At 63.6% G+C, this 21,728-nt stretch carries 22 protein-coding genes; 13 read left to right on the top strand and 9 right to left on the bottom strand.

Features of this window, described 5'->3' with window-relative positions; genetic code table 11:
- The first annotated feature begins 2 nt into the window (after positions 1-2).
- The 5 genes from ACZ0AI_RS02765 to ACZ0AI_RS02745 are packed head-to-tail and all read left to right on the top strand — an operon-like array spanning position 3 to position 4,074.
- Complete coding sequence (locus ACZ0AI_RS02765; protein WP_463564459.1) at positions 3-809, top strand: alkaline phosphatase family protein; 807 nt, start codon at positions 3-5, stop codon at positions 807-809.
- The gene (locus ACZ0AI_RS02760; protein WP_463564458.1) at positions 806-1,654 is read left to right on the top strand and encodes an ABC transporter permease; all 849 of its coding nucleotides are present in this window, start codon (positions 806-808) and stop codon (positions 1,652-1,654) included. Before ACZ0AI_RS02765 ends, ACZ0AI_RS02760 begins: the two co-directional genes overlap by 4 nt.
- Positions 1,641-2,438, top strand: a complete 798-nt coding sequence (locus ACZ0AI_RS02755) for an ABC transporter permease (protein WP_463564457.1) — start codon at positions 1,641-1,643, stop codon at positions 2,436-2,438. The genes ACZ0AI_RS02760 and ACZ0AI_RS02755 overlap by 14 nt, the downstream gene beginning before the upstream one ends.
- Positions 2,435-3,421 (top strand): ABC transporter ATP-binding protein, encoded by a 987-nt coding sequence (locus tag ACZ0AI_RS02750; RefSeq protein ID WP_463564456.1) that lies wholly within the window; start codon positions 2,435-2,437, stop codon positions 3,419-3,421. The genes ACZ0AI_RS02755 and ACZ0AI_RS02750 overlap by 4 nt, the downstream gene beginning before the upstream one ends.
- Positions 3,421-4,074 carry an HAD family hydrolase gene (locus tag ACZ0AI_RS02745; RefSeq protein WP_463564455.1) on the top strand — a complete coding sequence of 218 codons (654 nt, stop codon included), beginning with the start codon at positions 3,421-3,423 and terminating at the stop codon, positions 4,072-4,074. Before ACZ0AI_RS02750 ends, ACZ0AI_RS02745 begins: the two co-directional genes overlap by 1 nt.
- Positions 4,075-4,426: 352 nt before the next feature.
- Here the strand turns inward: ACZ0AI_RS02745 and rbsD are convergent, their stop codons facing one another.
- Genes rbsD through ACZ0AI_RS02715 form a run of 6 tightly spaced genes read right to left on the bottom strand, consistent with a single transcriptional unit; the run spans position 4,427 to position 10,283 of the window.
- Entirely contained in the window at positions 4,427-4,831 is a 405-nt protein-coding gene (rbsD, locus tag ACZ0AI_RS02740) for a D-ribose pyranase (protein WP_463564454.1), read from the bottom strand.
- A complete protein-coding gene (rbsK, locus tag ACZ0AI_RS02735) occupies positions 4,828-5,736 on the bottom strand; it encodes a ribokinase (protein WP_463564453.1) in 909 nt (302 codons plus the stop codon). Before rbsK ends, rbsD begins: the two co-directional genes overlap by 4 nt.
- Positions 5,737-5,779: 43 nt before the next feature.
- Complete coding sequence (locus tag ACZ0AI_RS02730; protein WP_463564452.1) at positions 5,780-6,778, bottom strand: LacI family DNA-binding transcriptional regulator; 999 nt, start codon at positions 6,776-6,778, stop codon at positions 5,780-5,782.
- A 6-nt stretch (positions 6,779-6,784) separates the two neighbouring features.
- Positions 6,785-7,765, bottom strand: a complete 981-nt coding sequence (locus ACZ0AI_RS02725) for an ABC transporter permease (RefSeq protein ID WP_463564451.1) — start codon at positions 7,763-7,765, stop codon at positions 6,785-6,787.
- Entirely contained in the window at positions 7,762-9,315 is a 1,554-nt protein-coding gene (locus ACZ0AI_RS02720) for a sugar ABC transporter ATP-binding protein (protein ID WP_463566040.1), read from the bottom strand. Before ACZ0AI_RS02720 ends, ACZ0AI_RS02725 begins: the two co-directional genes overlap by 4 nt.
- Positions 9,316-9,326: 11 nt before the next feature.
- Complete coding sequence (locus tag ACZ0AI_RS02715) at positions 9,327-10,283, bottom strand: sugar ABC transporter substrate-binding protein (protein ID WP_225831454.1); 957 nt, start codon at positions 10,281-10,283, stop codon at positions 9,327-9,329.
- 263 nt (positions 10,284-10,546) lie between these two features.
- On the opposite strand from ACZ0AI_RS02715, the gene ACZ0AI_RS02710 reads away from it, so the two are divergent.
- On the top strand, positions 10,547-10,996 hold the full coding sequence (locus ACZ0AI_RS02710; protein WP_122983028.1) for a DUF2846 domain-containing protein: 450 nt from the start codon (positions 10,547-10,549) through the stop codon (positions 10,994-10,996).
- 121 nt (positions 10,997-11,117) lie between these two features.
- Here ACZ0AI_RS02710 and ACZ0AI_RS02705 read toward each other — a convergent pair whose 3' ends face one another.
- The 3 genes from ACZ0AI_RS02705 to ACZ0AI_RS02695 form a co-directional block, all read right to left on the bottom strand.
- The gene (locus ACZ0AI_RS02705; protein ID WP_463564450.1) at positions 11,118-11,519 is read right to left on the bottom strand and encodes a hypothetical protein; all 402 of its coding nucleotides are present in this window, start codon (positions 11,517-11,519) and stop codon (positions 11,118-11,120) included.
- Positions 11,516-12,394 carry a pyridoxal kinase PdxY gene (gene pdxY / locus ACZ0AI_RS02700; protein WP_463564449.1) on the bottom strand — a complete coding sequence of 293 codons (879 nt, stop codon included), beginning with the start codon at positions 12,392-12,394 and terminating at the stop codon, positions 11,516-11,518. Before pdxY ends, ACZ0AI_RS02705 begins: the two co-directional genes overlap by 4 nt.
- 129 nt (positions 12,395-12,523) lie before the next feature.
- Positions 12,524-12,922: a nuclear transport factor 2 family protein gene (locus ACZ0AI_RS02695; RefSeq protein ID WP_463564448.1), complete on the bottom strand. Its 399-nt coding sequence runs from the start codon at positions 12,920-12,922 to the stop codon at positions 12,524-12,526.
- Positions 12,923-13,109: 187 nt separating this feature from the next.
- Between ACZ0AI_RS02695 and ACZ0AI_RS02690 the strand changes: the two genes are divergently transcribed.
- The 7 genes from ACZ0AI_RS02690 (at position 13,110) to ACZ0AI_RS02660 (ending at position 21,715) form a co-directional block, all read left to right on the top strand.
- Positions 13,110-14,294 (top strand): ABC transporter substrate-binding protein, encoded by a 1,185-nt coding sequence (locus ACZ0AI_RS02690; RefSeq protein WP_463564447.1) that lies wholly within the window; start codon positions 13,110-13,112, stop codon positions 14,292-14,294.
- A 47-nt stretch (positions 14,295-14,341) separates the two neighbouring features.
- Positions 14,342-15,211, top strand: a complete 870-nt coding sequence (locus tag ACZ0AI_RS02685; protein WP_463564446.1) for a branched-chain amino acid ABC transporter permease — start codon at positions 14,342-14,344, stop codon at positions 15,209-15,211.
- Entirely contained in the window at positions 15,208-17,703 is a 2,496-nt protein-coding gene (locus ACZ0AI_RS02680; protein WP_463564445.1) for a branched-chain amino acid ABC transporter ATP-binding protein/permease, read from the top strand. The genes ACZ0AI_RS02685 and ACZ0AI_RS02680 overlap by 4 nt, the downstream gene beginning before the upstream one ends.
- On the top strand, positions 17,700-18,917 hold the full coding sequence (locus ACZ0AI_RS02675) for an amidohydrolase family protein (RefSeq protein WP_463564444.1): 1,218 nt from the start codon (positions 17,700-17,702) through the stop codon (positions 18,915-18,917). The genes ACZ0AI_RS02680 and ACZ0AI_RS02675 overlap by 4 nt, the downstream gene beginning before the upstream one ends.
- A 181-nt stretch (positions 18,918-19,098) precedes the next feature.
- Positions 19,099-20,121, top strand: coding sequence for an ABC transporter substrate-binding protein (locus ACZ0AI_RS02670; RefSeq protein ID WP_463564443.1), 1,023 nt, complete (start codon positions 19,099-19,101; stop codon positions 20,119-20,121).
- Positions 20,122-20,132: 11 nt separating this feature from the next.
- Positions 20,133-20,897 (top strand): ABC transporter permease, encoded by a 765-nt coding sequence (locus ACZ0AI_RS02665; RefSeq protein ID WP_463564442.1) that lies wholly within the window; start codon positions 20,133-20,135, stop codon positions 20,895-20,897.
- Entirely contained in the window at positions 20,894-21,715 is an 822-nt protein-coding gene (locus tag ACZ0AI_RS02660; RefSeq protein ID WP_463564441.1) for an ABC transporter ATP-binding protein, read from the top strand. Before ACZ0AI_RS02665 ends, ACZ0AI_RS02660 begins: the two co-directional genes overlap by 4 nt.
- Positions 21,716-21,728 lie beyond the last annotated feature (13 nt).

Genomic DNA, 21,728 nt, shown 5'->3' with positions numbered 1-21,728 from the left:
CCATGCCGTCCAAGGTCATCCTCGTCATTCTCGACGGCCTCAATTTCGAGGTCGCTCGGCATGCGCTCGGCCACTTGCAGGCGTATCGCGCCGCCGGGCGTGCCGCCCTGTACAAGCTCGAATGCGAGCTGCCTTCGCTGTCGCGCCCGCTCTATGAGTGCATTCTCACCGGCGTGACACCGATCGACAGCGGCATCGTGCACAACAACGTGGTGCGCCTCAGCAAGGAGCGCAGTGTGTTCCACTACGCCCGCGCCGCCGGGCTGAGCACTGCAGCTGCCGCCTATCACTGGATGAGCGAGCTGTATAACCGTGCGCCCTTTGTGGCAGCCCGTGACCGCCATACCAGTGATAGCGAATTGCCGATCCAGCACGGGCATTTCTATTACGCAGACCATTACCCGGACTCGCACCTGTTCGACGATGCCGAGAGCCTGCGCCTCGCGCATGCGCCGGACTTTCTGCTGGTGCACCCGATGAACATCGACGACGCCGGCCACAAGCACAGCCTCGACAGCAGCCAGTACCGCAACGCGGCGCGGGTCGCCGACATCCTGCTGGCCGGCTACCTGCAGACCTGGCTGGACGCTGGCTATCAGGTGCTGGTGACCGCCGATCACGGCATGAACGACGACCGCTCGCACAACGGCCTGCTGCCCGAAGAGCGCGAAGTGCCGCTGTTCGTGCTCGGCGATGCGTTCAGCCTCAGCGAGTCGGCAGCGCCGAAGCAACTGGAGCTGTGCGGCACCATCTGCGAGCTGCTCGGCGTGCCCCATGACAAACCTTCGTGCCGGGAGCTGCTGCGATGAGCGCCATCCACAAACCCAAGGGAAAATGGCTGGCTCTGCTGTGCCTGCTGCCCTTCGTGGTGTTCTTTATCGCCTTTCAGATCGCCCCGCTGGTGTGGGTCGCGCTCAACAGCCTGAACACGCCGGACGGCTGGGGCCTGGGCAATTTCGAGAAGGCGTTTGCCTCGAAGTTCTACATGCAGGCGGTCAAGTTCAGCCTGCAGATCGCCTTCTGGTCGAGCGTGTTCGGCATGCTCATCGCCATCATCGGCAGCTACTCGCTGCGCCAGGTGGATTCGAAACTGCGCGATTTCGTGATCGCCTTTTCCAACATGACCAGCAACTTCGCCGGCGTGCCCCTGGCCTTCGCGTTCATCATCCTGCTCGGCTTCAACGGCGCGGTGACCTTGCTGCTGATCCAGGCCGGGCTGATCGAGAGCTTCAACCTGTACTCGAAGAACGGCTTGATCGTGCTCTACACCTACTTCCAGATTCCTCTCGGTGTGCTGCTGCTCTACCCAGCCTTCGACGCCTTGCGTCAGGACTGGCGCGAGTCCGCCGCGCTGCTCGGCGCCGGCACTTGGGACTTCTGGCGGCACATCGGCCTGCCAGTACTCACCCCGGCGCTGCTCGGCACCTTCGTGATCCTGCTGGCCAATGCCCTGGGCGCCTACGCCACGGTGTACTACCTGACCACGGGCAATTTCAACGTGCTGCCGATCCGTATCGCCGCGATGATTTCCGGGGACATCTCCCTCGATCCACACATGGCCAGCGCCCTGGCGATGATCCTGGTCGGCCTGATGGCGGCGATCACCCTCGTCCATCAGTTGCTGCTGAGGAGGAGCTACCATGTCCCGCGCTGATGCCCCAGCCGCCAGCCTTTACCACCGCGTGGTGGTCTGGCTGCTGTTTCTGATCCTGTTGCTGCCGCTGGCCGGCACCTTGCTCTACTCGCTGGCCACCAGCTGGTCGGCGACCATCCTGCCGGATGGCCTGACCTTCAAGTGGTACCTGGAGCTGTGGGGCGAACCGCGCTTTCTCAAGGCCTTCGGCCAGTCGCTGTTGGTGTGTTTCGGCGCCCTGGCGCTGTCGGTGGTGCTGATCCTGCCACTGCTGTTCGTGGTGCATTACCACTTCCCGAAACTCGACGCGGTGATGAACGTGCTGATCCTGCTGCCGTTCGCCGTGCCGCCGGTGGTGTCCGCCGTCGGTCTGTTGCAGCTGTATGGCTCCGGGCCGCTGGCGATGGTCGGAACGCCGTGGATCCTGGTCGGCTGCTACTTCACCATCGCCCTGCCGTTCATGTACCGGGCCATCACCAACAACCTGCAGGCGATCAACCTGCGTGACCTGATGGACGCTGCCCATCTGCTCGGCGCCAGTACCTGGAAAGCCGCCTTTCTGGTGGTGCTGCCCAACCTGCGCAAGGGGTTGATGGTGTCGCTGTTCCTGTCATTCAGTTTTCTGTTCGGCGAATTCGTGTTCGCCAACCTGCTGGTCGGCACACGCTACGAAACCCTGCAGGTGTACCTCAACAACATGAAGAACAGCAGTGGCCACTTCAACAGCGCCCTGGTGATCTCCTACTTCTTTTTCGTCCTGGTGTTCACCTGGGCGGCCAATCGACTGAACAGGGACAAGGCATGAGCTTCCTGAGCATCCAGAACCTGCACAAAAGCTACGGCGGCACCTCGATCTTCAGCGACATCAATGCCGAGATCGAACAGGGCGAATTCGTCACCTTGCTGGGCCCATCGGGCTGCGGTAAATCCACCCTGCTGCGCTGCATCGCCGGCCTCACCGAGGTCAATGGCGGCAAGATCCTGCTCGGCGGCGAAGACCTGGTGCCATTGGCGCCACAGAAGCGCGGCATCGGCATGGTGTTCCAGAGCTACGCGCTGTTCCCCAACATGACCGCCGCGCAGAACGTCGCCTTCGGCCTGCGCATGCAGAAAACCGGCAAGGACGAATCCGCCGGGCGCGTGCAGGAAGCCCTGGCCATGGTAGAGCTCGGCGACTTCGCCAGCCGCTACCCGCATCAGCTCTCCGGCGGCCAGTGCCAGCGCGTCGCCCTGGCCCGCTCGCTGGTCACCCGCCCGCGCCTGTTGCTGCTCGACGAACCGCTGTCGGCGCTCGATGCACGCATCCGCAAACACCTGCGTGAGCAGATCCGCAGCATCCAGCAGGAACTGGGCCTGACGACGATTTTCGTCACCCACGATCAGGAAGAAGCCCTGGTGATGAGCGACCGCATCTTCCTCATGAACGCCGGGCGCATCGTCCAGAGCGGCGACGCGGAAACCCTCTACACCGCCCCTGCTGATGCCTTCGCGGCCGGCTTCATCGGCAACTACAACCTGCTCGACGCGACCACCGCCAGTCGCTTGCTCGGCTATCCGGTTAGCAGCCAGGTGGCCATCCGCCCGGAAGCCATCGTGCTCGGCCAGGGCACCATCGCAGCGCGGATTCGCAGTCACAGCCTGCTCGGTAATATCATCCGCTACCGGGTGGAAGCCGACGGTGTGGAACTGCTGGTCGACGTGCTCAATCGCAGCGCGGACGACCTACATGCCGACGGCCACTCAATCTCATTGGATATCGCGGCGAATGCCGTGCGAGAGGTAGCTTGATGGCACTGGCAATTTTCGATCTCGACGAAACCCTGATCAATGGCGACTGTGCCAGCCTGTGGAGCGAGCACATGGCCACGCTCGGCTGGGTCGACGGGGAAAGTTTCATCACCAAGGATCATCAGTTGATGGCGCTGTACGCCGAAGGCAAACTGGCGATGGAGGACTACATGACCTTCAGCCTGTCGCCGCTGGTGGGGCGCACGCCGGAAGAAGTCGCCTTCGTCGTCGAGCCCTTCGTGGAAGACGTGATCGAACCGATCTTCTTCAGCGACGCCACCCGATGCCTGGCCAACCACCGCGCAGCCGGCGACCGCATCCTGATCATCTCCGCCTCGGCGCACTTTCTGGTCAGCGCCATCGCCGAACGGCTGAAGGTTCAGGAGGTGCTGGCCATCGACCTGCACGAAGAATACGGCCACTACAGCGGCAAGACCGAAGGCGTGCTCACTTACCGTGAAGGCAAGGTCACCCGCCTGCACGCCTGGCTGGAGGAGCAAGGCGAAAGCCTGGAAGGCGCCTACTTCTACTCCGACTCACGCAACGACCTGCCGCTGTTGCAACGGGTCGACAAGCCCCACGCGGTGAACCCCGATCCGGCACTGCGCGAGCACGCCGAACGCGAAGGCTGGCCGATCCTGAGCTGGTCTTGAGCACTACAGCGGCAATGTGGCGGAAGCGGTTCTGCTGCGGGGTTCGATCTGATCGTTCCTCACGCTCCGCGTGGGAATGCCTGTAGGGACGCTCTGCGTCCGATGTCGAGGCCTGGCGGGCGCAGAGCGCCCTGGATTGGGCTCCCACGCTGGAGCGTGGGAGCCATCATCAGCGGCCGGTCGCGATCTCGTGGGAGGGGCCGGGCGGCGATCCGCTTTAGCCGCGAGCTCTTTGCTCTTCAATAGAGCTCGCGGCTAAAGCCCCTCCTACAAAAAGAAAGCTCTGCTCACCGTCCGCTTCTGCCTTGAAGCTACCCAAGTGGCGCCGTGAAAGCAGATCGTAAACCGCTTCTTAAAACGTCACGCCGGCGATCAGCGCAATGTTGCTGTAGGGCCGGCACTCACCCGTACGGATCTGCACCCGTGCCTTGGCACAGGCCGCCTTGAGTTCATCATGGCTGACCACCTGCCGCTCGCCCAACTCGCCAGCGGCGGTCAGCGACTCGATGGCCTCGAGCGCCAGTGGCGCCACCTCCAGGGTTTCCCGGGCCAGCAGATGGCCCTGCACCTGCATCTCGCTCAGCACCACCCGCAAGGTGGTAACGAAGTCCGGCACGCCGGCGGTCAGCGCCAGGTCGATGCACGGCGTACCCGGCGGCACCGGCATGCCGGCATCGCCGATGACGATGATGTCGCCATGGCCGAGCCGGGCGATGGCGGCGGAGAGCGCAGCGTTGAGCAGGGGCGTCTTCTTCATGCGGGCAACTCGTGGCGATAAGGAATTGAAGGCTGTGCGCCGGGCCGGGTAACCGCCAGTGCAGCAGCTTGCTGGCCCAGGCCGATGGCTGATTCCAGCGTCTGCCCGGCAGCCAGCGCGGCGGCGAAACCGCCGACGAAGGTATCGCCAGCGGCCGTGGTATCCACGGCCACCACCGGGGCCACGGCGAAATGCGCGTGTCGCTCGCCATCGGCGTAGAGCACGCCCTGAGCGCCCAGGGTGATCAGCACACGGCGAGCGCCGACCTGCAGCAACCGTTGCGCAGCGTGCAGGGCCGACTCGGGTGAGTCCACCGGCAGGCCGGTGAGCGCCGCGGCCTCACTCTCATTGGGGATCAGGTAATCGGCCAGCCCGTACCAGTGTGCCGGCAGCGGCCCACTAGCGGGCGCCGGATTGAGGATCACCGTGCAGCCGGCCTCGCGGCCACGTCTCATGGCCGCTTCGACGGTGGCTTGCGGCACTTCCAGTTGCACCACCAGCACCTGGGCGGCGGCCAGCAGCACCGCCTGCGCATCGAGGTGAGCGGGCGTCAAGGCGCCGTTGCCACCGGCGACGATGACAATGGCGTTCTGTCCGGCGTCATCCACCAGAATCGAGGCGATCCCCGTCGGCACACCCTCGATCTCGCTGACCGCCGTGCAATCGATACCTTCCACGAGCAGCGCAGTACGCAAGCGTGCGCCGTAGGCATCGGCACCGACGCAGCCGATCATCGCCACCTGCGCGCCGAGGCGTGCCGCCGCGACCGCCTGGTTGGCGCCCTTGCCGCCCGCAGCCGTGGCGAAGTCATGCCCGGCCAGGGTTTCGCCACCACGGGGCAGGCGCGGCGCACGCACGATCAAATCCATGTTCAAGCTACCCACTACCACCAGATTGCCTTGCATCTGTACCTGCTCCTCAGGACGCTGATGCGCCCACTGGGTAATTTCAGCCGCCCGCAGCGGCGGTGGACTCGCGCACCATCAGGGTCGGTTCGAGCAGCCATTGTTCGGGTTCGAGTTCCGGGGTGCGCACCCGCTGCAGCAAGCGCTCGGCAGCACGCTCGCCGAGTTGGCCGATGTGCTGGCCAACGGTGGTCAGGGCCGGGTGCAAATAGCGACTCACTTCGATGTCGTCGAAACCTACCAGCGACAGCTCCTGGGGCACCCGCACACCACGCTCCGCAGCAGCACGCAGCACGCCGAGGGCGATCATGTCGTTACCGGCGAAAATCGCCGTCGGCCGCGCCTCATCGCTCAACAGGCCAAGCGCAGCGGCGTGCCCCGCCGGGCTGGTGAAGGTGCAGTGAGTCGGCTCGGCAGCTGGCAAGCCTGCCTCGGCCAGAGCCCGTTGATAGCCCGCCACCCGCAACTGAGCCACCTGGGTATCAACAGGCCCGGCAATGCAGGCGATGCGCCGATGGCCAAGCTCGAGCAGGTGCCGGGTCGCCAGGTAACCGCCCTTTTCATGGTCGATCTGCAGGCGATCCGCACTGACCCCGTCAAGGGATCGGTCGACCAGCATCAGCGGCAGCCGTACCGCTGCCAGAGCCTGGGCGAAGGCGGCATCGCGGGTCACGGTAGCGACGATCAGGCCATCGATACGGCGCTCCAGCAGCACCCGCAGGTAGCGCAACTGCTTGGCACCGTCGTCGTCGGAATTGCACAGGATCACGCTATAGCCGTTGCGCTCGGCGTGATCCTCTATACCCCGCGCCAATTCGGCGAAATAAGGGTTGCTGGCGTTCGGCACTAGCAGTCCGAGGGTGCCGGTGGCGCGGGCTCTGAGCGACCGCGCCACCCCACTGGGCACATAGCCCAGCTCGGCGATGGCCGCCTCGACCTTGCGGCGCACCGCGTCACTGACCGGGCGCGTGCCATTCACCACGTGGGAAACCGTGGTGTAGGAAATACCGGCGCGTGCGGCGACGTCCTTGATGGTGGCCATGAACGATCAGGCCCTACGCTTGGCGCGATAGCTGCGGTAGGTGTCGAGGATCACCGCGACCACGATCACCGCACCGGTGATGATCCGTTTGGTGGGCTCGCTGGCGCCGATCTGCGCCAGCCCGGCGGCCAGCACGGAAATGATCAGCACACCGAAAAAGGTACTGATCACCGAACCACGGCCGCCCATCAGGCTGGTGCCACCGATCACCACGGCGGCGATCACCTGCAGTTCCAGACCGGAACCGGCATTCGGGTCGGCTGCCTCCAGGCGGGAAATCTGGAACAGTGCTGCCAGCCCGGCGAGCAGGCCCATCAGCGCGAAAACCGAGACCTTGTAGGGTTTCGGGTTGATGCCGGCCAGGCGCACCGCCTCTTCGTTGGTGCCGATGGCCACCAGATAGCGGCCGAACACGCTGCGCGTCAGCAGTAGGTGCGCCGCGACGATCACCAGCAGCGCGATGACGAACGACGGCGAGATACCGGCCGCGAACGGCGTCGACAGCCAGGCGTAGGCGTCGCCGATATAAGCGGTGCGCGAGTCGGTGAGCTGGTAGGCCAGGCCACGGGCCATCTCCAGCACGCCGAGGGAGACGATGAACGACGGAATGCCCCAGGCCACGGTGATGAGCCCGGTCACACTGCCTGCCAGCGCCGCGCAGGCCATGCCCAGCAGCGCAGCAGGCACGATGCCCCAGCCGAACCCGAGCGTCGCCACGCTGACCACGGCAGCCGCCAGCGCTAGCACCGAACCCACCGACAGGTCGATGCCGCCAATGATCAGGATCAGCGTCATGCCCACCGCCAGCACCATCAGATCGGGGATCTGGTTGGCCAGGGTGGTGAAGGTCGCATAGGAAAGAAAATGGCTGCTCAGCGAGGAAAACAGCACGATCATCGCCAGCAGCGCACCAGCCAGACCCAGGTAGGTGCCCAGGCCCTGATGGGTACCACTGCGCTTGGTGGGCGTGGCGGATGGAGTGGTCATTGGCAAAGCTCCTGTAACGGGGGGGCGACGTCGCCGAGCATGGCTTCGCGGCTGCGGTAGCCGGCGAACGCGGCGGCCAGCAGGCGATCCTGACTCCAGTCATCGCGGTCGAATGTTTCGATGAGGCGGCCGGCAGACAGCACGCCGATACGGTCGCAGATCAGCATCAGCTCGCGCAGGTCACTGGACACCACCACGAGCGCCTTGCCCTGCCGCGCCAGTTCGCCGAGCAGGCCGTATATCTCGAACTTGGCACCGACATCGATGCCACGGGTCGGCTCGTCGAACAGCAGCACGCGACAGTCGCGTTCCAGCCAGCGGCCGATGACCACCTTCTGCTGGTTGCCACCGGACAGCTCGACCACCGCCTGATGGGGCCCATTGCAACGAATGCGCATGGCATCGATCTGCCGCTGCGCCAGCGCCTGCTCGGCAGCCGGGCGCATCACGCCATGCCTGGAAACGGCCGGCATGTTGCCCAGTGCCAGGTTGGCGGCGATCGGCTGACCAAGCAGCAGGCCTTCGCTCTTGCGGTCTTCGGTGATCAGCGCGATACCGTGCCCCACCGCTTCGGCAGGCGAGCGCACGCGCACCGGAACCGGAGGGTTGCCGATTGCCACCTGGCCGCTGTCCGCGCGGTCGGCGCCATAGATCAGCCGCAGCAACTCGGTGCGGCCGGCACCGATCAAGCCGGAAATTCCGTAGATCTCCCCTGCCCGTACGCTGAAGGAAACGTCGTCGACCTTGCCGCGGCGGCTGAGATTGGCCACCTGCAACAGCGGCGCGCCGATGTTTCGCTGACCCAGGTCGATGGCTTCGCCGACCTCGCGGCCGACCATCAGGGTGACCAGTTCATCACTGCTGTAACGGTCGATGGGTTCCACCGCCACCAACTGACCGTCGCGCAGCACGGCGACACGCTGCGCCACCTTCGCCAACTCTTCGAGGCGGTGGGAGATGTACACGATGGCCACGCCCGCGGCGCGCAGCCGCTGGATCTGCTCGAACAGCAGATCCACTTCGCGGGCAGTGAGCATCGCCGTGGGCTCATCGAGAATCAGCACCCGGCAATCGCCGATCAGGTTGCGGGCGATTTCGACCATCTGCTGATGGCCGACGCCCAGCGCGGCTACCGGAGTATCCGGGTCTACCGCTTCCAGGCCGACCTGGGCCATGGCCTGGCGCGCCATCTCGCGCAGGCGACCACGGGAAATCCAACCGCCACGGCTAGGCAGGTTGTCGAGAAACAGGTTCTCGGCAACGGTCAGGGTCGGCAGCAGATTGAGCTCCTGCAACACCATGCGCACGCCGAGGCGCTCGGCCTCGCGACGACTGGCTGGTGCGTAAGGCTGGCCAAGGAAAGTCAGCGAGCCGGTAGTCGGCTGCTCCAACCCACAGAAAATCTTCGACAGCGTGCTCTTGCCGGCGCCGTTCTCGCCGGTCAGCGCCAGCACTTCACCGGCGCGCAGCTCCAGCTCGACCCCGCCCAGCACGGGCTGGACGTAGGTCTTGCCGATATTGCTGGCGGCGAGAACGGTCTCGCCGGCCACTACAGCCGTGGTCACGGCTTGGTCACAAGTTCGACCGGGGTTTCGATCACACCGTCTTTGGCGTCGGTGGCTTCACCCTTGACCAGCTTGAGCGCCGCCTCGATGCCAAACACCGCCTGGCGAGCGGCGAACTGGTCGGCAGTGGCGAGCACGCGGCCATCCTTGAGCATCGGTTTGATGGCGTTGATGTTGTCGTAACCGACCACCTGCACCTGATCTTTCTTGCCGGCAGCGCGCACGGCGGATACCGCGCCAAGCGCCATGCTGTCGTTACCAGCCAGCAGCGCCTTGAGATCCGGGTACTCGTTGAGCATGGCCGAGGCCACCGCGTTACCACGGTCGATCTCCCAGTTGCCCGACTGCACGCCGACGATCTTCATGCCGGCTGCTTCCATCGCATCCTTGAAACCTGCGGTACGTTGCTGGGCATTCGTGGTGGTGGAAACGCCTTCGATGATGCCGACTTCATCACCCGCCTTGAGTTTGTTCTGGGCCAGATACTCACCGACCAGACGCGCGCCCTTGCGGTTGTCCGGGCCCACGAACGGCACGTCCAGGCCCTTGCTCTTCACCACCTCGGGGTCGAGACGGTTATCGATATTGACGATCTTGATGCCGGCATCGCTGGCCTTCTTGATCACCGGCACCAGCGCCTTGGAGTCGGCCGGCGCGATCACCAGCGCATCGACCTTGGCAACGATCATCTGCTCGACGATACGAATCTGCGCGGAGGTGTCGGTTTCGTCCTTGATGCCGTTGGCGATCAATTCGAACTGATTCGGGTGTTCTTTCTGGTAGTCCTTGGCGCCGTCTTCCATAGTGCGGAAGAACTCGTTGGCAAGGGACTTCATGACCAACGCGACGCGAGGCGTTTCACCTTCGGCGGCATGGGCACTGGAGAAGCTGACGAGAGCGGCGGCACCGAGAGCGATGGCGGCGCAGAGACGGGCAGGACGGAAACCGGACATGGGCGAACTCCGTGATTATTGTCATTTTTATGGGCACGCAAACGTTTGCGTAATGGCAAAGCTATGAAAACGACTAACTTTTGTCAAACCTATCGACTGTACCGCCCGTCAGGACGTGAGCATGTGCCAGGGATGTGGATTTTCTCTCAACACGTCTCGAAGTTTTTTTCTAATATGGCGCGCATTCAGACCCGCGGTAGCGGGATGAACGGGTTCGCGCAAAGTACGCAGCCCAACTCCTCTCTCGAACAAGGAACGTCATCATGTTGAAAAAACTGATTGCCAGCTCTGCCCTTCTTGCCTCGCTGGTACTGACTGGCTGCTCATCCGTGCCCATGGCGCCTGCCGAGCAGGACAGTGCCATGAAGCAATTCACCGCCCCCACTGCGGATAAAGCGGGCCTGTATATCTACCGCAATAGTTTTGCCGGCAAGGCGCTGAAGAAAAGCGTTTCGCTGGACGGCCAGGTGCTCGGCGAAACAGCCAACAAGGTGTACTTCTATAAGGAAATCGCCCCCGGCAAACACGTCATTTCCACCGAGTCTGAGTTCAGCGACAACGCCCTCACCTTCCAGGCTGATGGCGGCAAGAACTACTTCGTTCGTCAGTACATCAAGATGGGTGTGTTCGTAGGCGGTGCTGGTGTCGAGATGGTCGATGATGCAACCGGCATGAAAGGCGTCCGTGACTCGAAACTGGCGATCTCCCAGTAAGCCACACGCCCTGGGAGCTACTGGCCAAACCAGTAGCTCCCAGCACCTCAAGGATGTCGAGAACGGCGCAGAGCTGAAAAGCGAAAGCCCCTACCAGCGTTGATGTGCCTGGCGCAGCCGGTCATTCGATACTGATGCGGTACTCGACTGCGCGTCGCTCCTGCTGATTGGGGAACGACGAGAACCTCACCGAATCCTCACCCGCCTTGTCGCCCGCCAGGTAGACGAAACGATCTACGTTCGCCACCTCACCCTCGACCTGGTACTCACGCTTGAAGCGCCCCAGTTTCGGCATGCTGCTGCCCAGTTTTTCTACCGGCATCCAGACTTCACTGCGTGTCTTGCGGCCCTCTGCCGTCAGGTGATCGAGGATCACGCAGCGCTCGCCCGCCTTGACCCGTACCGGAATCACGTAGTTGCCATGGGTGTCATCGCGAACGGCCGCTGCCGTGTCGACCTCGCAGGCGCAGGCCAGGCCACTCGCCAGCAGCAGCCCGACCATGCACAGGCAACGCCCGATCATTTGACCACCACCTCAGTCGCCTCGTAGCGCTGCTGCGGCTCGACGATTTGTTCCTGGGCAACCACCAGCGGCAGATCACGGGATCCCTCAGCGGTTTTCTGCACCAGGGCGTAGAGCGTGGCGGTAGCCAGTTCTAGCGCCTGCGGCAGCGCATGCCCGGAGAGCAATCGGGCCAGCAGCGTTGCCGAGAACACATCGCCCATGCCATTGGGCAGCGGATGCAACGCCAGGCGCGGAGTGCTCACCAGCCAGGCGCCTTCACCGTTGACTGCCAGGGTACAGAGCTGGTCGGCGGGGATGTCCGGGGTGGCCAGGCTGGTGATCACCACCACGTCCGGCCCACGACCACGAAGCTGGCGCGCGGTGCGTACGGCCTCGTCGACGCTGTCGAGTTTGCTGCCGGTCAGCAGCTCGAACTCGAACTGGTTGGGGGTGATGATGTTGGCGCAGGGAATCGCCAGGTTGCGCAGAAAATCCGGGATCGCCGCGTTGACGAATACCCCTCGCCCTACATCGCCCATCACCGGATCGCAGAGGTAGCGCACGCCCGGATTGTCACGACGGATCTCGTCCACCGCCTCGAGGATCACCGCACCGATAGCCGCATCACCCAGATAGCCGGAAAGCACTGCCGAAACCCGTGACAGCACGCCGCGATCGCGCAGGCCAGCGAGCACTTCGCGGATGTGCTCGGCATCGAACACCTGGCCGCGGAACTGCCCGTAGCCGGTGTGGTTGGAGAACTGCACCGTGTGTACCGGCAACACTTCAAAACCCAGGCGCTGCAACGGGAACACAGCGGCATCGTTACCAACATGGCCGAGGGCGACATGGGACTGGATCGAGAGAACCAAAGATGGGGTGGAGGCGCTCATGGCAAATCGATTCCTGTGTAGGGGCGGCGCTAGCCAATGGCGGTATTATTCGCCAATTCCCCTTCAGGATTCCACGACCGACGCGAAAGCGGTCGTGACAGGCCGGCACGTCGACCTGTCACCGCACAGTCAGGCCTTGGCGATCTCGGGAGTGAGCAGCCACTCGGCGCTGTCGTTCCAGACGTCCATGCGGGTGATCTTGCCGTTGCGGACTTCGAAACGATCCAGATAGCGGTTACCGGAAAAGCTGCTGCCGTCCGGCCACTCGCCATACAGCGTGCCGTTGGAATAGACGACGGTATGGTCGTCGCGCTCGGTCCAGTCGAACTGGCCGAGGGCCTTTTTCACCCAGGCGTAGCGCGAGCCGTTGAATGCGGTGATGTCCTGGGGCGTGGGCATGTGGCGGCCACCGGTGAAGGTGATGCGCACGTCGTCACTCATATAGGTGGCTGCCTTGACCGGATCCGGGGCCATGGAGGCGGCCAGAAAATCGCTAACAATCTTTACTGCTTCATTCATCTCACTCATACCTGCTCTCCCAACTCATTGATCGTGCCCGGGCACCTTTCGTGCCTGCATGTGGTGCGGCACGCACGCTATTTGTGCACGTTTGCCGTGGATAATCCGGGAAAACCGCGGAATGACCAGTTTGCGCGTTATGGCACCAGGCTTGCTAGCAAATTATATACGAATGCTAGCAATCAGGAGAAAGCTCATGCGCAAACTATTATCCCCACTACGCCGCCTGTTGCCCTGCGCAGCAGCTGTTGCCAGCCTCGGCATGGCGCTGAGCGCTCCGGCGCACGCCGAGGAGCCGATCAAGGTCGGTCTGGTTGCTGCCTTGTCCGGGCAGTCGGCGAAATCCGGCGAGGCGCTTACCCGCGGGCTCACCGTGGCCATCGACGAGATCAATGCCAAGGGCGGCATCCTCGGTCGCCCGGTGCAGCTGATTCGCCGTGACGATGAAAGCAATCCGGCCAAAGGCATGCTGGCCGCTCGTGAACTGGCGCAGCGGGAAAAAGTCACCGTGCTGTTCGGTGGCCTCGATACACCGGTTTCCCTGGCCATCGTGCCGCTGGCCAATCAGTTGAAAGTACCGTTCATGGGCATCTGGGCCGCTGGCACCAAGATCACCGAGAACGGCGCCAAGGACAATTACGTATTCCGCGTATCGGCGGTGGATGAGCTGGTCGACGAAGCGCTGGTCGAGCACGGCATCAAGAAGGGCATGAAGAAGCCGGGGATGATTCTGATCAACAATCCCTGGGGCGAATCCAATGAAATCGGCTTCAAGGATGCCCTGGCCAAACGTGGCATGGAATACGCCGGCATCGAGCGCATCGAAGACAGCGACCTCGACGTGGTGCCGCAGCTCACCCGCCTGAAGAATGCCGGCACCGACACCCTGCTAATGGTCGGCAACGTCGGCCCCTCGGCCCAGGTGGTCAAGTCCCTCGATCGCATGGGTTGGGATGTGCCGGTGGTTTCCCACTGGGGCCCGGCAGGCGGCCGCTTCAGCGAGCTGGCCGGCCCTAATGCCAGCCGCGTGCACTTCATCCAGACCTATGTGTTCACCGAGAACAACAGCGCCAAGGGCGACAGCGTGCTGGCTGCCCTCAAGCAGCGCTTCCCTGAGATCAAGAGCCTGGCCGACGTGACTCCAGCAGTCGGAATCGCCAACGCCTACGACGCCATGCACCTGGCCGCCGCTGCCATCGAAAAGGCCGGCGACACCCAGGGCAGCAAGGTGCGCGATGGCTTCTATGCGATCGACAGCTATCAGGGCCTGATCAAGGACTACACCCAGCCCTTCACCCCGACCAAGCATGACGCCCTGGGCCCGGACGACTACGTCTTCACCCACTTCGTCGACGGTCGCATCGTTCCGCTCGCCCCTTGAAGCCGTGAACGGGCGGGCCCTGGCGGCCCGCCCGGAGGATTATCGTCATGATCACCGCCGCCATCATCACCGGGCTCGGACTGGGCAGCATGTATGCACTGCTGGCCCTGGGTTTCCATATCACCTACGTGGTTTCGCGTACAGTCAATTTCGCCCAGGGCAGCGCCATGATGGTTGGCGCCGTACTCGGCTACAGCTTCTACATCACTTGGGGCTGGCCACTGTGGCTGGCGGTTCCGGCGACCCTGACGCTGTGCGCCGTCTACGGGCTGATCATCGAACGTTTTCTGGTGCGCCCCTTCCATTCGCGCGGCTCCGAAGCCTGGCTGATGGCGACGGTGGCAGCGGGCATCCTGGTCGACAACCTGGCGCTATTCACCTTCGGCAAGGAGCCGCGGCAGTTCACTTCGGCCCTGGCCAACCAGCACCTGGAACTGTTCGGCAACAACGTCGGCGTGCTGCAGTTGCTGATTCCGCTGGTAGGTGGCGGCATCGCCCTGGCGCTGTTTCTGGTGCGTCGCTACACCCGCCTGGGCAAGGTGCTGGAAGCCTGTGTGCAGAATCCCAAGGCGGCGATGCTGATGGGTATCCGCGTCAATCGCGTGGTGGCCGTGGCCTTTGCCGTGTCGACCGTGTTCGCCGCCATAGCCGGTCTGTTGATCGCGCCGCTGTTCAGCGTGAATGCCGAGATGGGCATGTTGTTCGGCCTCAAGGCCTTCGCCGTGGCGATTCTTGGCGGTATCGCCAGCGCTGGCGGGGTATTCGCCGCCGGCCTGCTGTTCGGTCTGGTAGAGGCGCTGGTGACCATCTATTTCGGTTCGGCCTTCACCCAGTTGTTCACCTTCGCTCTGGTCATTCTGGCCCTGGCGTTGCGCCCCAATGGCCTGTTCGGCAGCAAGACCCTGGTGAAAGTATGACCCTGAAGAATTCGCTGTTCGCACCCGTTTCCCTCGCCCTGCTGACGCTGGCCTGCATCGCGGCCACGCTGCTGCTCGACAGCTACTCGCTGCTGGTCTTCACCTTTTGCGCGCTGGCCGTGGTGGTCGGCGTGGGCCTGAATATCCTGATCGGCCTGAGCGGGCAGATCTCTTTCGGCCATATCGCCTTCTACGCCATCGGCGCCTATGTCTCGGCACTGCTGACCATGGCCGGCCTGCCACTGGGCCTGGCGATGATCGCCGCTGGCCTGGCCTGTGGCGCCATTGGCGCGCTGCTGGCGATCCCGGCTCTGCGCGTCAGCGGCCCGTACCTGGCGATGATCACCATCGCCTTCGCCCTGGTGGTGCACCACGGTCTGATCGAATGGCGCTCGCTGACCGGCGGGGCCAACGGCCTGATGGGCATCCCCATGCCGGAAATCGGCAACCTCGACCCAAGCGTGAGCATGGCGCTGATCGCCACCGGCCTGATGATCGCCGCCCTGGCCCTGTTTCAGCGCCTGCGCCACAGCGGCTGGGGCATGGCGATGCGCGCGGTGAAATCCACCGAAATCGCTGCCCGCTCGCTCGGTTTCAACCCGGTACAGACCAAGACCCTGGCTTTCGCCCTGTCCGCTCTGCTCACCGGCCTGGCCGGTTCGCTGGTGGCGCCACTGATGATGTTCATCAACCCGGCCTCCTTCCCCTTCTCGCAGTCGATCCTGTTCGTGCTGGCAGTAATCGTCGGCGGCAGCGGCACCCTCTTCGGCCCGCTGCTCGGCGCTTTGTTGATCGTGCTGCTGCCGGAAATGCTCTCGGATTTCGCTGAATACCGTCTGCTGATTTTCTCGCTGCTGCTGCTCAGCGTGCTCTGGGCTGCACCACGGGGACTGCTCGGCACTCTGGCCAGCCTGTGGCTGCGGCCAGCTCACCAGAGCGCCCCGGCGGCCTTCGATCAGGTGCAGCTGAGCGCGTTCTTCCAGCAGGACAGCGCCGCCCGCGACGGCCTGCTGGTCAAGGACATCGGCATTCGCTTCGGCGGCGTCCAGGCGGCGCAGAACGTCAGCCTGCAGGCACCACCGGGCAGCATCACCAGCATCATCGGCCCCAATGGCGCGGGCAAGACCACGGTGCTGAACATGATCAGCGGCTTCTACGCACCGGACAGCGGCAGCATCGACCTGGGTCGCCCACTGGCCGGCCTGCCCGCCTGGAAAATCGCCCGAGCCGGCATCGCCCGTACCTACCAGACCACCCAACTGTTCGGTGAGCTGTCGGTGCTGGAAAATCTGCTGGTGGCCATGCAGCAGGGGCGCCTGGGCCTGCCCTTCAGTTGCGCCAGCGACAGCCGGCGCCAGCTCGCCCTGCAGTTGCTGACGCTGGTCGGCTATCAGGGCTCGGTGAACACCCCGGCCGATGACCTGGCCCACGTCGATCGGCGCCTGGTGGAAATCGCCCGCGCCCTGGCCACCCGCCCCAGTGTACTGCTGCTCGACGAGCCGGCAGCCGGCCTCAGCCGCAGCGACACGGATCGCCTGGCTGGCCTGTTCAGAACCCTCGCCGGGTTCGGCATCGCGGTCATCCTGGTCGAGCACGACATGGGCCTGGTGATGGCCGTGTCCGAGCGCCTGCTGGTGCTCGACGCCGGCAAACCCATCGCCTGGGGCCTACCGGATGAAGTGCGCAAGGACGAGCGCGTCATCGCCGCCTATCTGGGCGGCACCAGCTACCAGGCCACACCGCGGGCCGAAGCCTGGGATGGCTCGCGCGATGCTCGTCTGTACATCAAGGATCTGGTCATCGACTACGGCGCCGCGCCGGTGGTCGACAAGGTCAATATCGTGGTCAACCCTGGCGAGCTGATCGCCATTCTGGGCGCCAACGGCGCCGGCAAGTCGAGCATCCTGCAGTGCCTGGCCGGGCTGCACAAAGCCAGTGGCGGCAGCATCCTGCTCGACAACGAAAGCATCGAACACGCCGATGCCAGCACCATCGCCGCCCGCGGCCTGGCCCTGGTGCCGGAGGGCCGTCAGATGTTCGGCCAGCTCAGCGTGCGTGACAACCTGCTGCTCGGCGGTTACTCACGCAAGGAGGCCTTCGATGCCGACGCGGAAATAGAAGCCATCCTGCGCCGCTTCCCACGTCTGCGTGATCGTATCGACAGCCCCGCCGGCCTGCTCTCGGGCGGCGAACAGCAGATGGTGGCGGTCGGCCGCGGGCTGATGGCCAAGCCGAAAATCCTGCTGCTCGACGAGCCTTCCCTGGGCCTGTCGCCAGCCATGATCGGCGAGCTGTATGACGCCCTGGCCGCGCTGCGCGACGAAGGCGTGACCTTGTTGCTGGTCGACCAGATGGCCAACCTCGCCCTGCAGGTGGCCGACCGTGCCTATGTGCTGGAGACCGGGCGCATCGTCAAATCCGGCAGTGCCGAAGCGTTGCGTGGCGACCCGGAACTGGAAGCGGCTTACCTCGGCGAAGGAGCGGCAGCATGAGTGCGCTGACCATCATCAACGCCCGTCTCGGCGCTGACACCCAGGCGCTGCAGACCCTGTACGTGGAGGACGGCCACTTCGTCAGCGCGCCGAATGCCGCCGCCGAGACCCTCGACCTGAATGGCAAGCTGCTGCTGCCCGGCCTGGTGGAGACCCATATTCATCTGGACAAGGCCTGCATCATGCAGCGCTGCCAGCTCAGCGAAGGCACCCTGGCCGAGGCCATCGCCCAGACCCGCTCGGCCAAGGCCGACTTCACCGAAGCGGACGTCTACCAGCGCGGCGCCCAGGTGCTCGACAAGGCCATCGCCCAGGGCACCACGCACATGCGCACCCACGTCGAGATCGACCCGCAGATCGGCCTGATCGGCTTCAACGCGGTGCGTCGCCTGCAGGCGGATTACGCCTGGGCCATCAGCCTGGAAATCTGCGTGTTCCCGCAAGAAGGCCTGCTCAACAACCCGGGCACCGAAGCCCTGTTGTGCGAGGCGCTGGCCCAGGGCGCCGAGGTGCTTGGCGGCTGCCCCTACACCGACGCCGATCCTGGTGCGCAGATTCGCCGGCTGTTCGAACTGGCGTTGGAGTTCGACCGTGACCTGGACTTCCACCTGGATTTCGACCTGACCCCCGAAGGCATGACCATCGGCGAGGTGATCCGCTGCACCCATCAGCACGGCTGGGCTGGCCGGGTAACCATCGGCCATGTGACCAAGCTGTCGGCACTGCCCAGGGACACCCTGCTGGCGGTTGCCGAATCGCTGGCCGAGGCCGGCGTGCAGGTCACCTGTCTACCGAGTACCGACCTGTTCCTCACCGGCCGCGAGCACTTCCACAACCGGCCACGCGGCCTGGCGCCGTTGCAGCATCTGCATGCCTGTGGCGTGACCTGCTCGCTATCGACCAACAACATCGGCAACCCCTTCACGCCCTACGGAGATGCCTCGCTGGTGCGCCAGGCCAACCTGTTCGCCAACGTCAGCCAACTGGCTACCGAGGCCGAATTGCTGCGTTGCCTGAGCTGGGTGTCGAGTGAGTCGGCACGCCTGTTGCGCCTGCCCGACTACGGCCTGACACCCGGCTGTCGCGCCGACTTCATCGTCTTCGATGCGCCCTCACCGGCCGCCGTGGTAGCCGAGATCAGCCCGCCGCTGATGGGCTACAAGGCCGGCCGCAAGACCTTCGAACGCGCGCAGGCAATCCTGCTGAGGCCGTGACAGCCCACATCACCGCACGCGCCAACCTGGGGCCCGTTGATCGACGCTGCGCAGATATCGCCCCAGTCACGCGTCAAAAAATAATGTAACCAGCTGAATTTTATAAATTTATCAACCTGGAACGGCACGTGCTTGCAGCTATGTACACGCCACATTGCCAATCTGAAAACAGGGAAAACCGATGAAAGACGTCAAACCTGAAAACCTTCCGCTCAATCTGGATCGTCGCCAACTGATGAAGTGGCTGGCCGTGACGGGGAGCGCCATGACCCTTGGCGGCCTGCTTCCCGCTGGCGCGTTTGCCGCCGATGACGAGGAAATCCGCATCGGCTATTGGCCCATCGTTGGCGGCCTGCCGTTGTATGTCGCCCTGGAGCAAGGTTTTTTCAAGGAAGCGGGGCTGAACGTCAAAGGCGTCAAGTTCTCCAGCCCGCAGCAAATCGTCGAGGGCATGATCACTGGCCGAATCCACGGCTGTGCGAACGGCACCGCGACCGGCGCCCTCGGTCTGGGGGCGATCACCATGCCGGGGCTTTTCAAGATCATCTGCTCCAACCCATCGAACCATCGACTGGTTCTGGATGAATTTCTGGTTCCGCTCAATAGCACTGCGCAGAGCATCAGCGATCTGCAAGGCAAGAAAATCGCCTGTGGCCCGGGCATTCAGAACGTCACGATGGCGAAGATCATTCTGGAAAAAAACGGCTTCAGCGATCCTTCCGTCATCGAACTGCCAGTCGGCCAGCACGCGCCAGCGCTGGCGGCCGGCCAGATCGACGGGGTCTATACCCTGGAGCCGACCGGCACCGTGGGGCGCATGAAGAACCTGTCGCGCACGCTGGAAACCGGCGTCATCTCCAAATACGTGCTCGGCAATGCCGACGCGCCCTGGTTCGGTGGTGCCGCCGCACTGAACAGCACCTTCATCGAGAGCAAGCCGCAACAGACCAAAGCCTTCATCGCTGCCTACCAGAAGGCCGTGGCGTTCATCGCTTCGCAGCCGGAGCAGGCACGCAAGAACATCGTCGGCTACACCAGCATCGAATCGGATCTGGTGAACGAGGTGCCGCTGCCGGGCTTCGTCATGTATTCCGACCTGAAAGGCGACAACCTGCAGTGGTTCCAGAAGTTCTATGACGTGTTCACCGAGCGGAAAATCTTCAGCAAACCGATCGACGTGGCTGCACTGATCTATCAGGGCTGAGGAGAATCGTCATGACGTCACACTGGTCTTCGCGCCTGCTGCCGCTGATCGGCCCGCTGCTGCTGTTTCTGTTATGGCAACTGGCAGTCAGTGCGCAGTGGCTGAATCCGGTTCTGCTGCCCTCGCCGCTCGAAACGCTGGGCTTCATGTTCCAGTCGTTCACTGAACCGTCCATGCGCACCGACATCGCCTCGACGCTGTACCGAACGCTGGCCGCGTTCGCTTTTGCCGCCGCGGTTGGGGTGCCGCTGGGCGTCATTCTGGGCAGTAGCGAAAAGGTCTACCGCAGCCTGGAATTTTTGATCGACTTCTTCCGCTCGACGCCCTCCTCGGCGCTGATCCCGCTGTTCATGCTGATATTCGGCATCAGCGATGCGAACAAGATCGCCATCGCCGCATTCGCCGCCGTGCTGGTGATTCTGTTCAACAGCGCCTATGGCGTGATGAACGCCAAGAAAACCCGGCTGATGGCCGCCAAGGTAATGGGCATTTCCCGCTGGCACATTTTCAAGGACATCCTGCTGATGGAAAGCCTCGCGCAAACCTTCGTCGGCTTGCGTACCGGGGTGTCCATCGCCCTGGTGATCGTGATCGTCGCGGAAATGTTCATCGGCTCGGAAAACGGCCTGGGGCACCGGATCATCGATGCGCAACAGGTATTCAACATCAAAGACATGTACGCCTCGATCCTGATCACCGGCGCCCTGGGCTATCTGCTGAACCTGGCGTTCCTGCTGATCGAGAAAAAAACCGTTCACTGGAGTAGCCAGGCATGACGCACGCTCTTTCCCTCGCCCCAGCCCTCGACAAGCCACAGGTACCCGGTGCTGCACCGCGTGCCGATACCCATGTCACCATTCGCGGCTTGAGCAAAGCCTTTGCCGGCCAGCCGTTGTATACCGACCTGGATCTCGATCTGCCGCGCGGCAAGATCGTCTCGACCTTCGGGCCCAATGGCTGCGGCAAGTCGACACTGATGAACATGATCGCCGGGCTGATGCCGATGGATAAAGGCGAGATTCTGTTCGATGGCAAGACGCTCGCCCAAACCAAGATCGGCTACGTGTTCCAGAACTACCGCGATGCGCTGTTTCCGTGGATGAGTGCCCGCGCCAACATCGCCTACCCCTTGGTTCGTCAGGGCATGAGCAAGGCCGATGTGAAAGCGCGCGTCGATGAGCTGACGCAGATGTTCGATATACGCTTCGATCTGAATCGTTATCCGTACGAGCTTTCAGGCGGCCAGCAACAGACCGTGTGCATCATGCGGGCGCTGGCGCCGCGCCCGGAAGTGATGTTCCTCGACGAGCCGTTTTCCGCGCTGGACTTCGAGATGACCTTGTTCATCCGCGACAAATTGCAGGAAGTGCAGTTGGCCACCGGCGTCACCATGCTGATCGTTTCTCACGACCTGGAAGACGCGGTATTTCTGGCCGATGAGATCCTGCTGCTGACCCGGCGACCCACCCAGATTGCCGAAATCGTCCCGTTCGATCTGCCCCGGCCACGGGGTGCGGAGATCATGAGCCACCCGGAGTTCGTGCGGGTCAAGGCCCATACGCTGGAGGTGTTCAGGCGGGAGATGGCGCTCTGAGTCGCCACCCGTA

Source organism: Pseudomonas sp. AC355, from assembly GCF_979258205.1.
The sequence above is the reverse complement of the archived record's forward strand: the minus strand, read 5'-3'. Positions and strand labels throughout refer to the sequence as shown.

Bases quoted from the DNA above. Each gene is read 5' to 3' on its own strand.
- rbsD (WP_463564454.1), bottom strand. From the start codon at position 4,831: ATGAAGAAGACGCCCCTGCTCAACGCTGCGCTCTCCGCCGCCATCGCC.
- ACZ0AI_RS02705 (WP_463564450.1), bottom strand. From the start codon at position 11,519: ATGATCGGGCGTTGCCTGTGCATGGTCGGGCTGCTGCTGGCGAGTGGC.
- ACZ0AI_RS02765 (WP_463564459.1), top strand. From the start codon at position 3: ATGCCGTCCAAGGTCATCCTCGTCATTCTCGACGGCCTCAATTTCGAG.
- ACZ0AI_RS02680 (WP_463564445.1), top strand. From the start codon at position 15,208: ATGACCCTGAAGAATTCGCTGTTCGCACCCGTTTCCCTCGCCCTGCTG.
- ACZ0AI_RS02745 (WP_463564455.1), top strand. From the start codon at position 3,421: ATGGCACTGGCAATTTTCGATCTCGACGAAACCCTGATCAATGGCGAC.
- ACZ0AI_RS02660 (WP_463564441.1), top strand. From the start codon at position 20,894: ATGACGCACGCTCTTTCCCTCGCCCCAGCCCTCGACAAGCCACAGGTA.
- pdxY (WP_463564449.1), bottom strand. From the start codon at position 12,394: ATGAGCGCCTCCACCCCATCTTTGGTTCTCTCGATCCAGTCCCATGTC.
- ACZ0AI_RS02685 (WP_463564446.1), top strand. From the start codon at position 14,342: ATGATCACCGCCGCCATCATCACCGGGCTCGGACTGGGCAGCATGTAT.
- ACZ0AI_RS02760 (WP_463564458.1), top strand. From the start codon at position 806: ATGAGCGCCATCCACAAACCCAAGGGAAAATGGCTGGCTCTGCTGTGC.
- ACZ0AI_RS02715 (WP_225831454.1), bottom strand. From the start codon at position 10,283: ATGTCCGGTTTCCGTCCTGCCCGTCTCTGCGCCGCCATCGCTCTCGGT.
- rbsK (WP_463564453.1), bottom strand. From the start codon at position 5,736: ATGCAAGGCAATCTGGTGGTAGTGGGTAGCTTGAACATGGATTTGATC.
- ACZ0AI_RS02690 (WP_463564447.1), top strand. From the start codon at position 13,110: ATGCGCAAACTATTATCCCCACTACGCCGCCTGTTGCCCTGCGCAGCA.
- ACZ0AI_RS02670 (WP_463564443.1), top strand. From the start codon at position 19,099: ATGAAAGACGTCAAACCTGAAAACCTTCCGCTCAATCTGGATCGTCGC.
- ACZ0AI_RS02725 (WP_463564451.1), bottom strand. From the start codon at position 7,765: ATGACCACTCCATCCGCCACGCCCACCAAGCGCAGTGGTACCCATCAG.
- ACZ0AI_RS02755 (WP_463564457.1), top strand. From the start codon at position 1,641: ATGTCCCGCGCTGATGCCCCAGCCGCCAGCCTTTACCACCGCGTGGTG.
- ACZ0AI_RS02710 (WP_122983028.1), top strand. From the start codon at position 10,547: ATGTTGAAAAAACTGATTGCCAGCTCTGCCCTTCTTGCCTCGCTGGTA.
- ACZ0AI_RS02730 (WP_463564452.1), bottom strand. From the start codon at position 6,778: ATGGCCACCATCAAGGACGTCGCCGCACGCGCCGGTATTTCCTACACC.
- ACZ0AI_RS02750 (WP_463564456.1), top strand. From the start codon at position 2,435: ATGAGCTTCCTGAGCATCCAGAACCTGCACAAAAGCTACGGCGGCACC.
- ACZ0AI_RS02665 (WP_463564442.1), top strand. From the start codon at position 20,133: ATGACGTCACACTGGTCTTCGCGCCTGCTGCCGCTGATCGGCCCGCTG.
- ACZ0AI_RS02695 (WP_463564448.1), bottom strand. From the start codon at position 12,922: ATGAGTGAGATGAATGAAGCAGTAAAGATTGTTAGCGATTTTCTGGCC.
- ACZ0AI_RS02675 (WP_463564444.1), top strand. From the start codon at position 17,700: ATGAGTGCGCTGACCATCATCAACGCCCGTCTCGGCGCTGACACCCAG.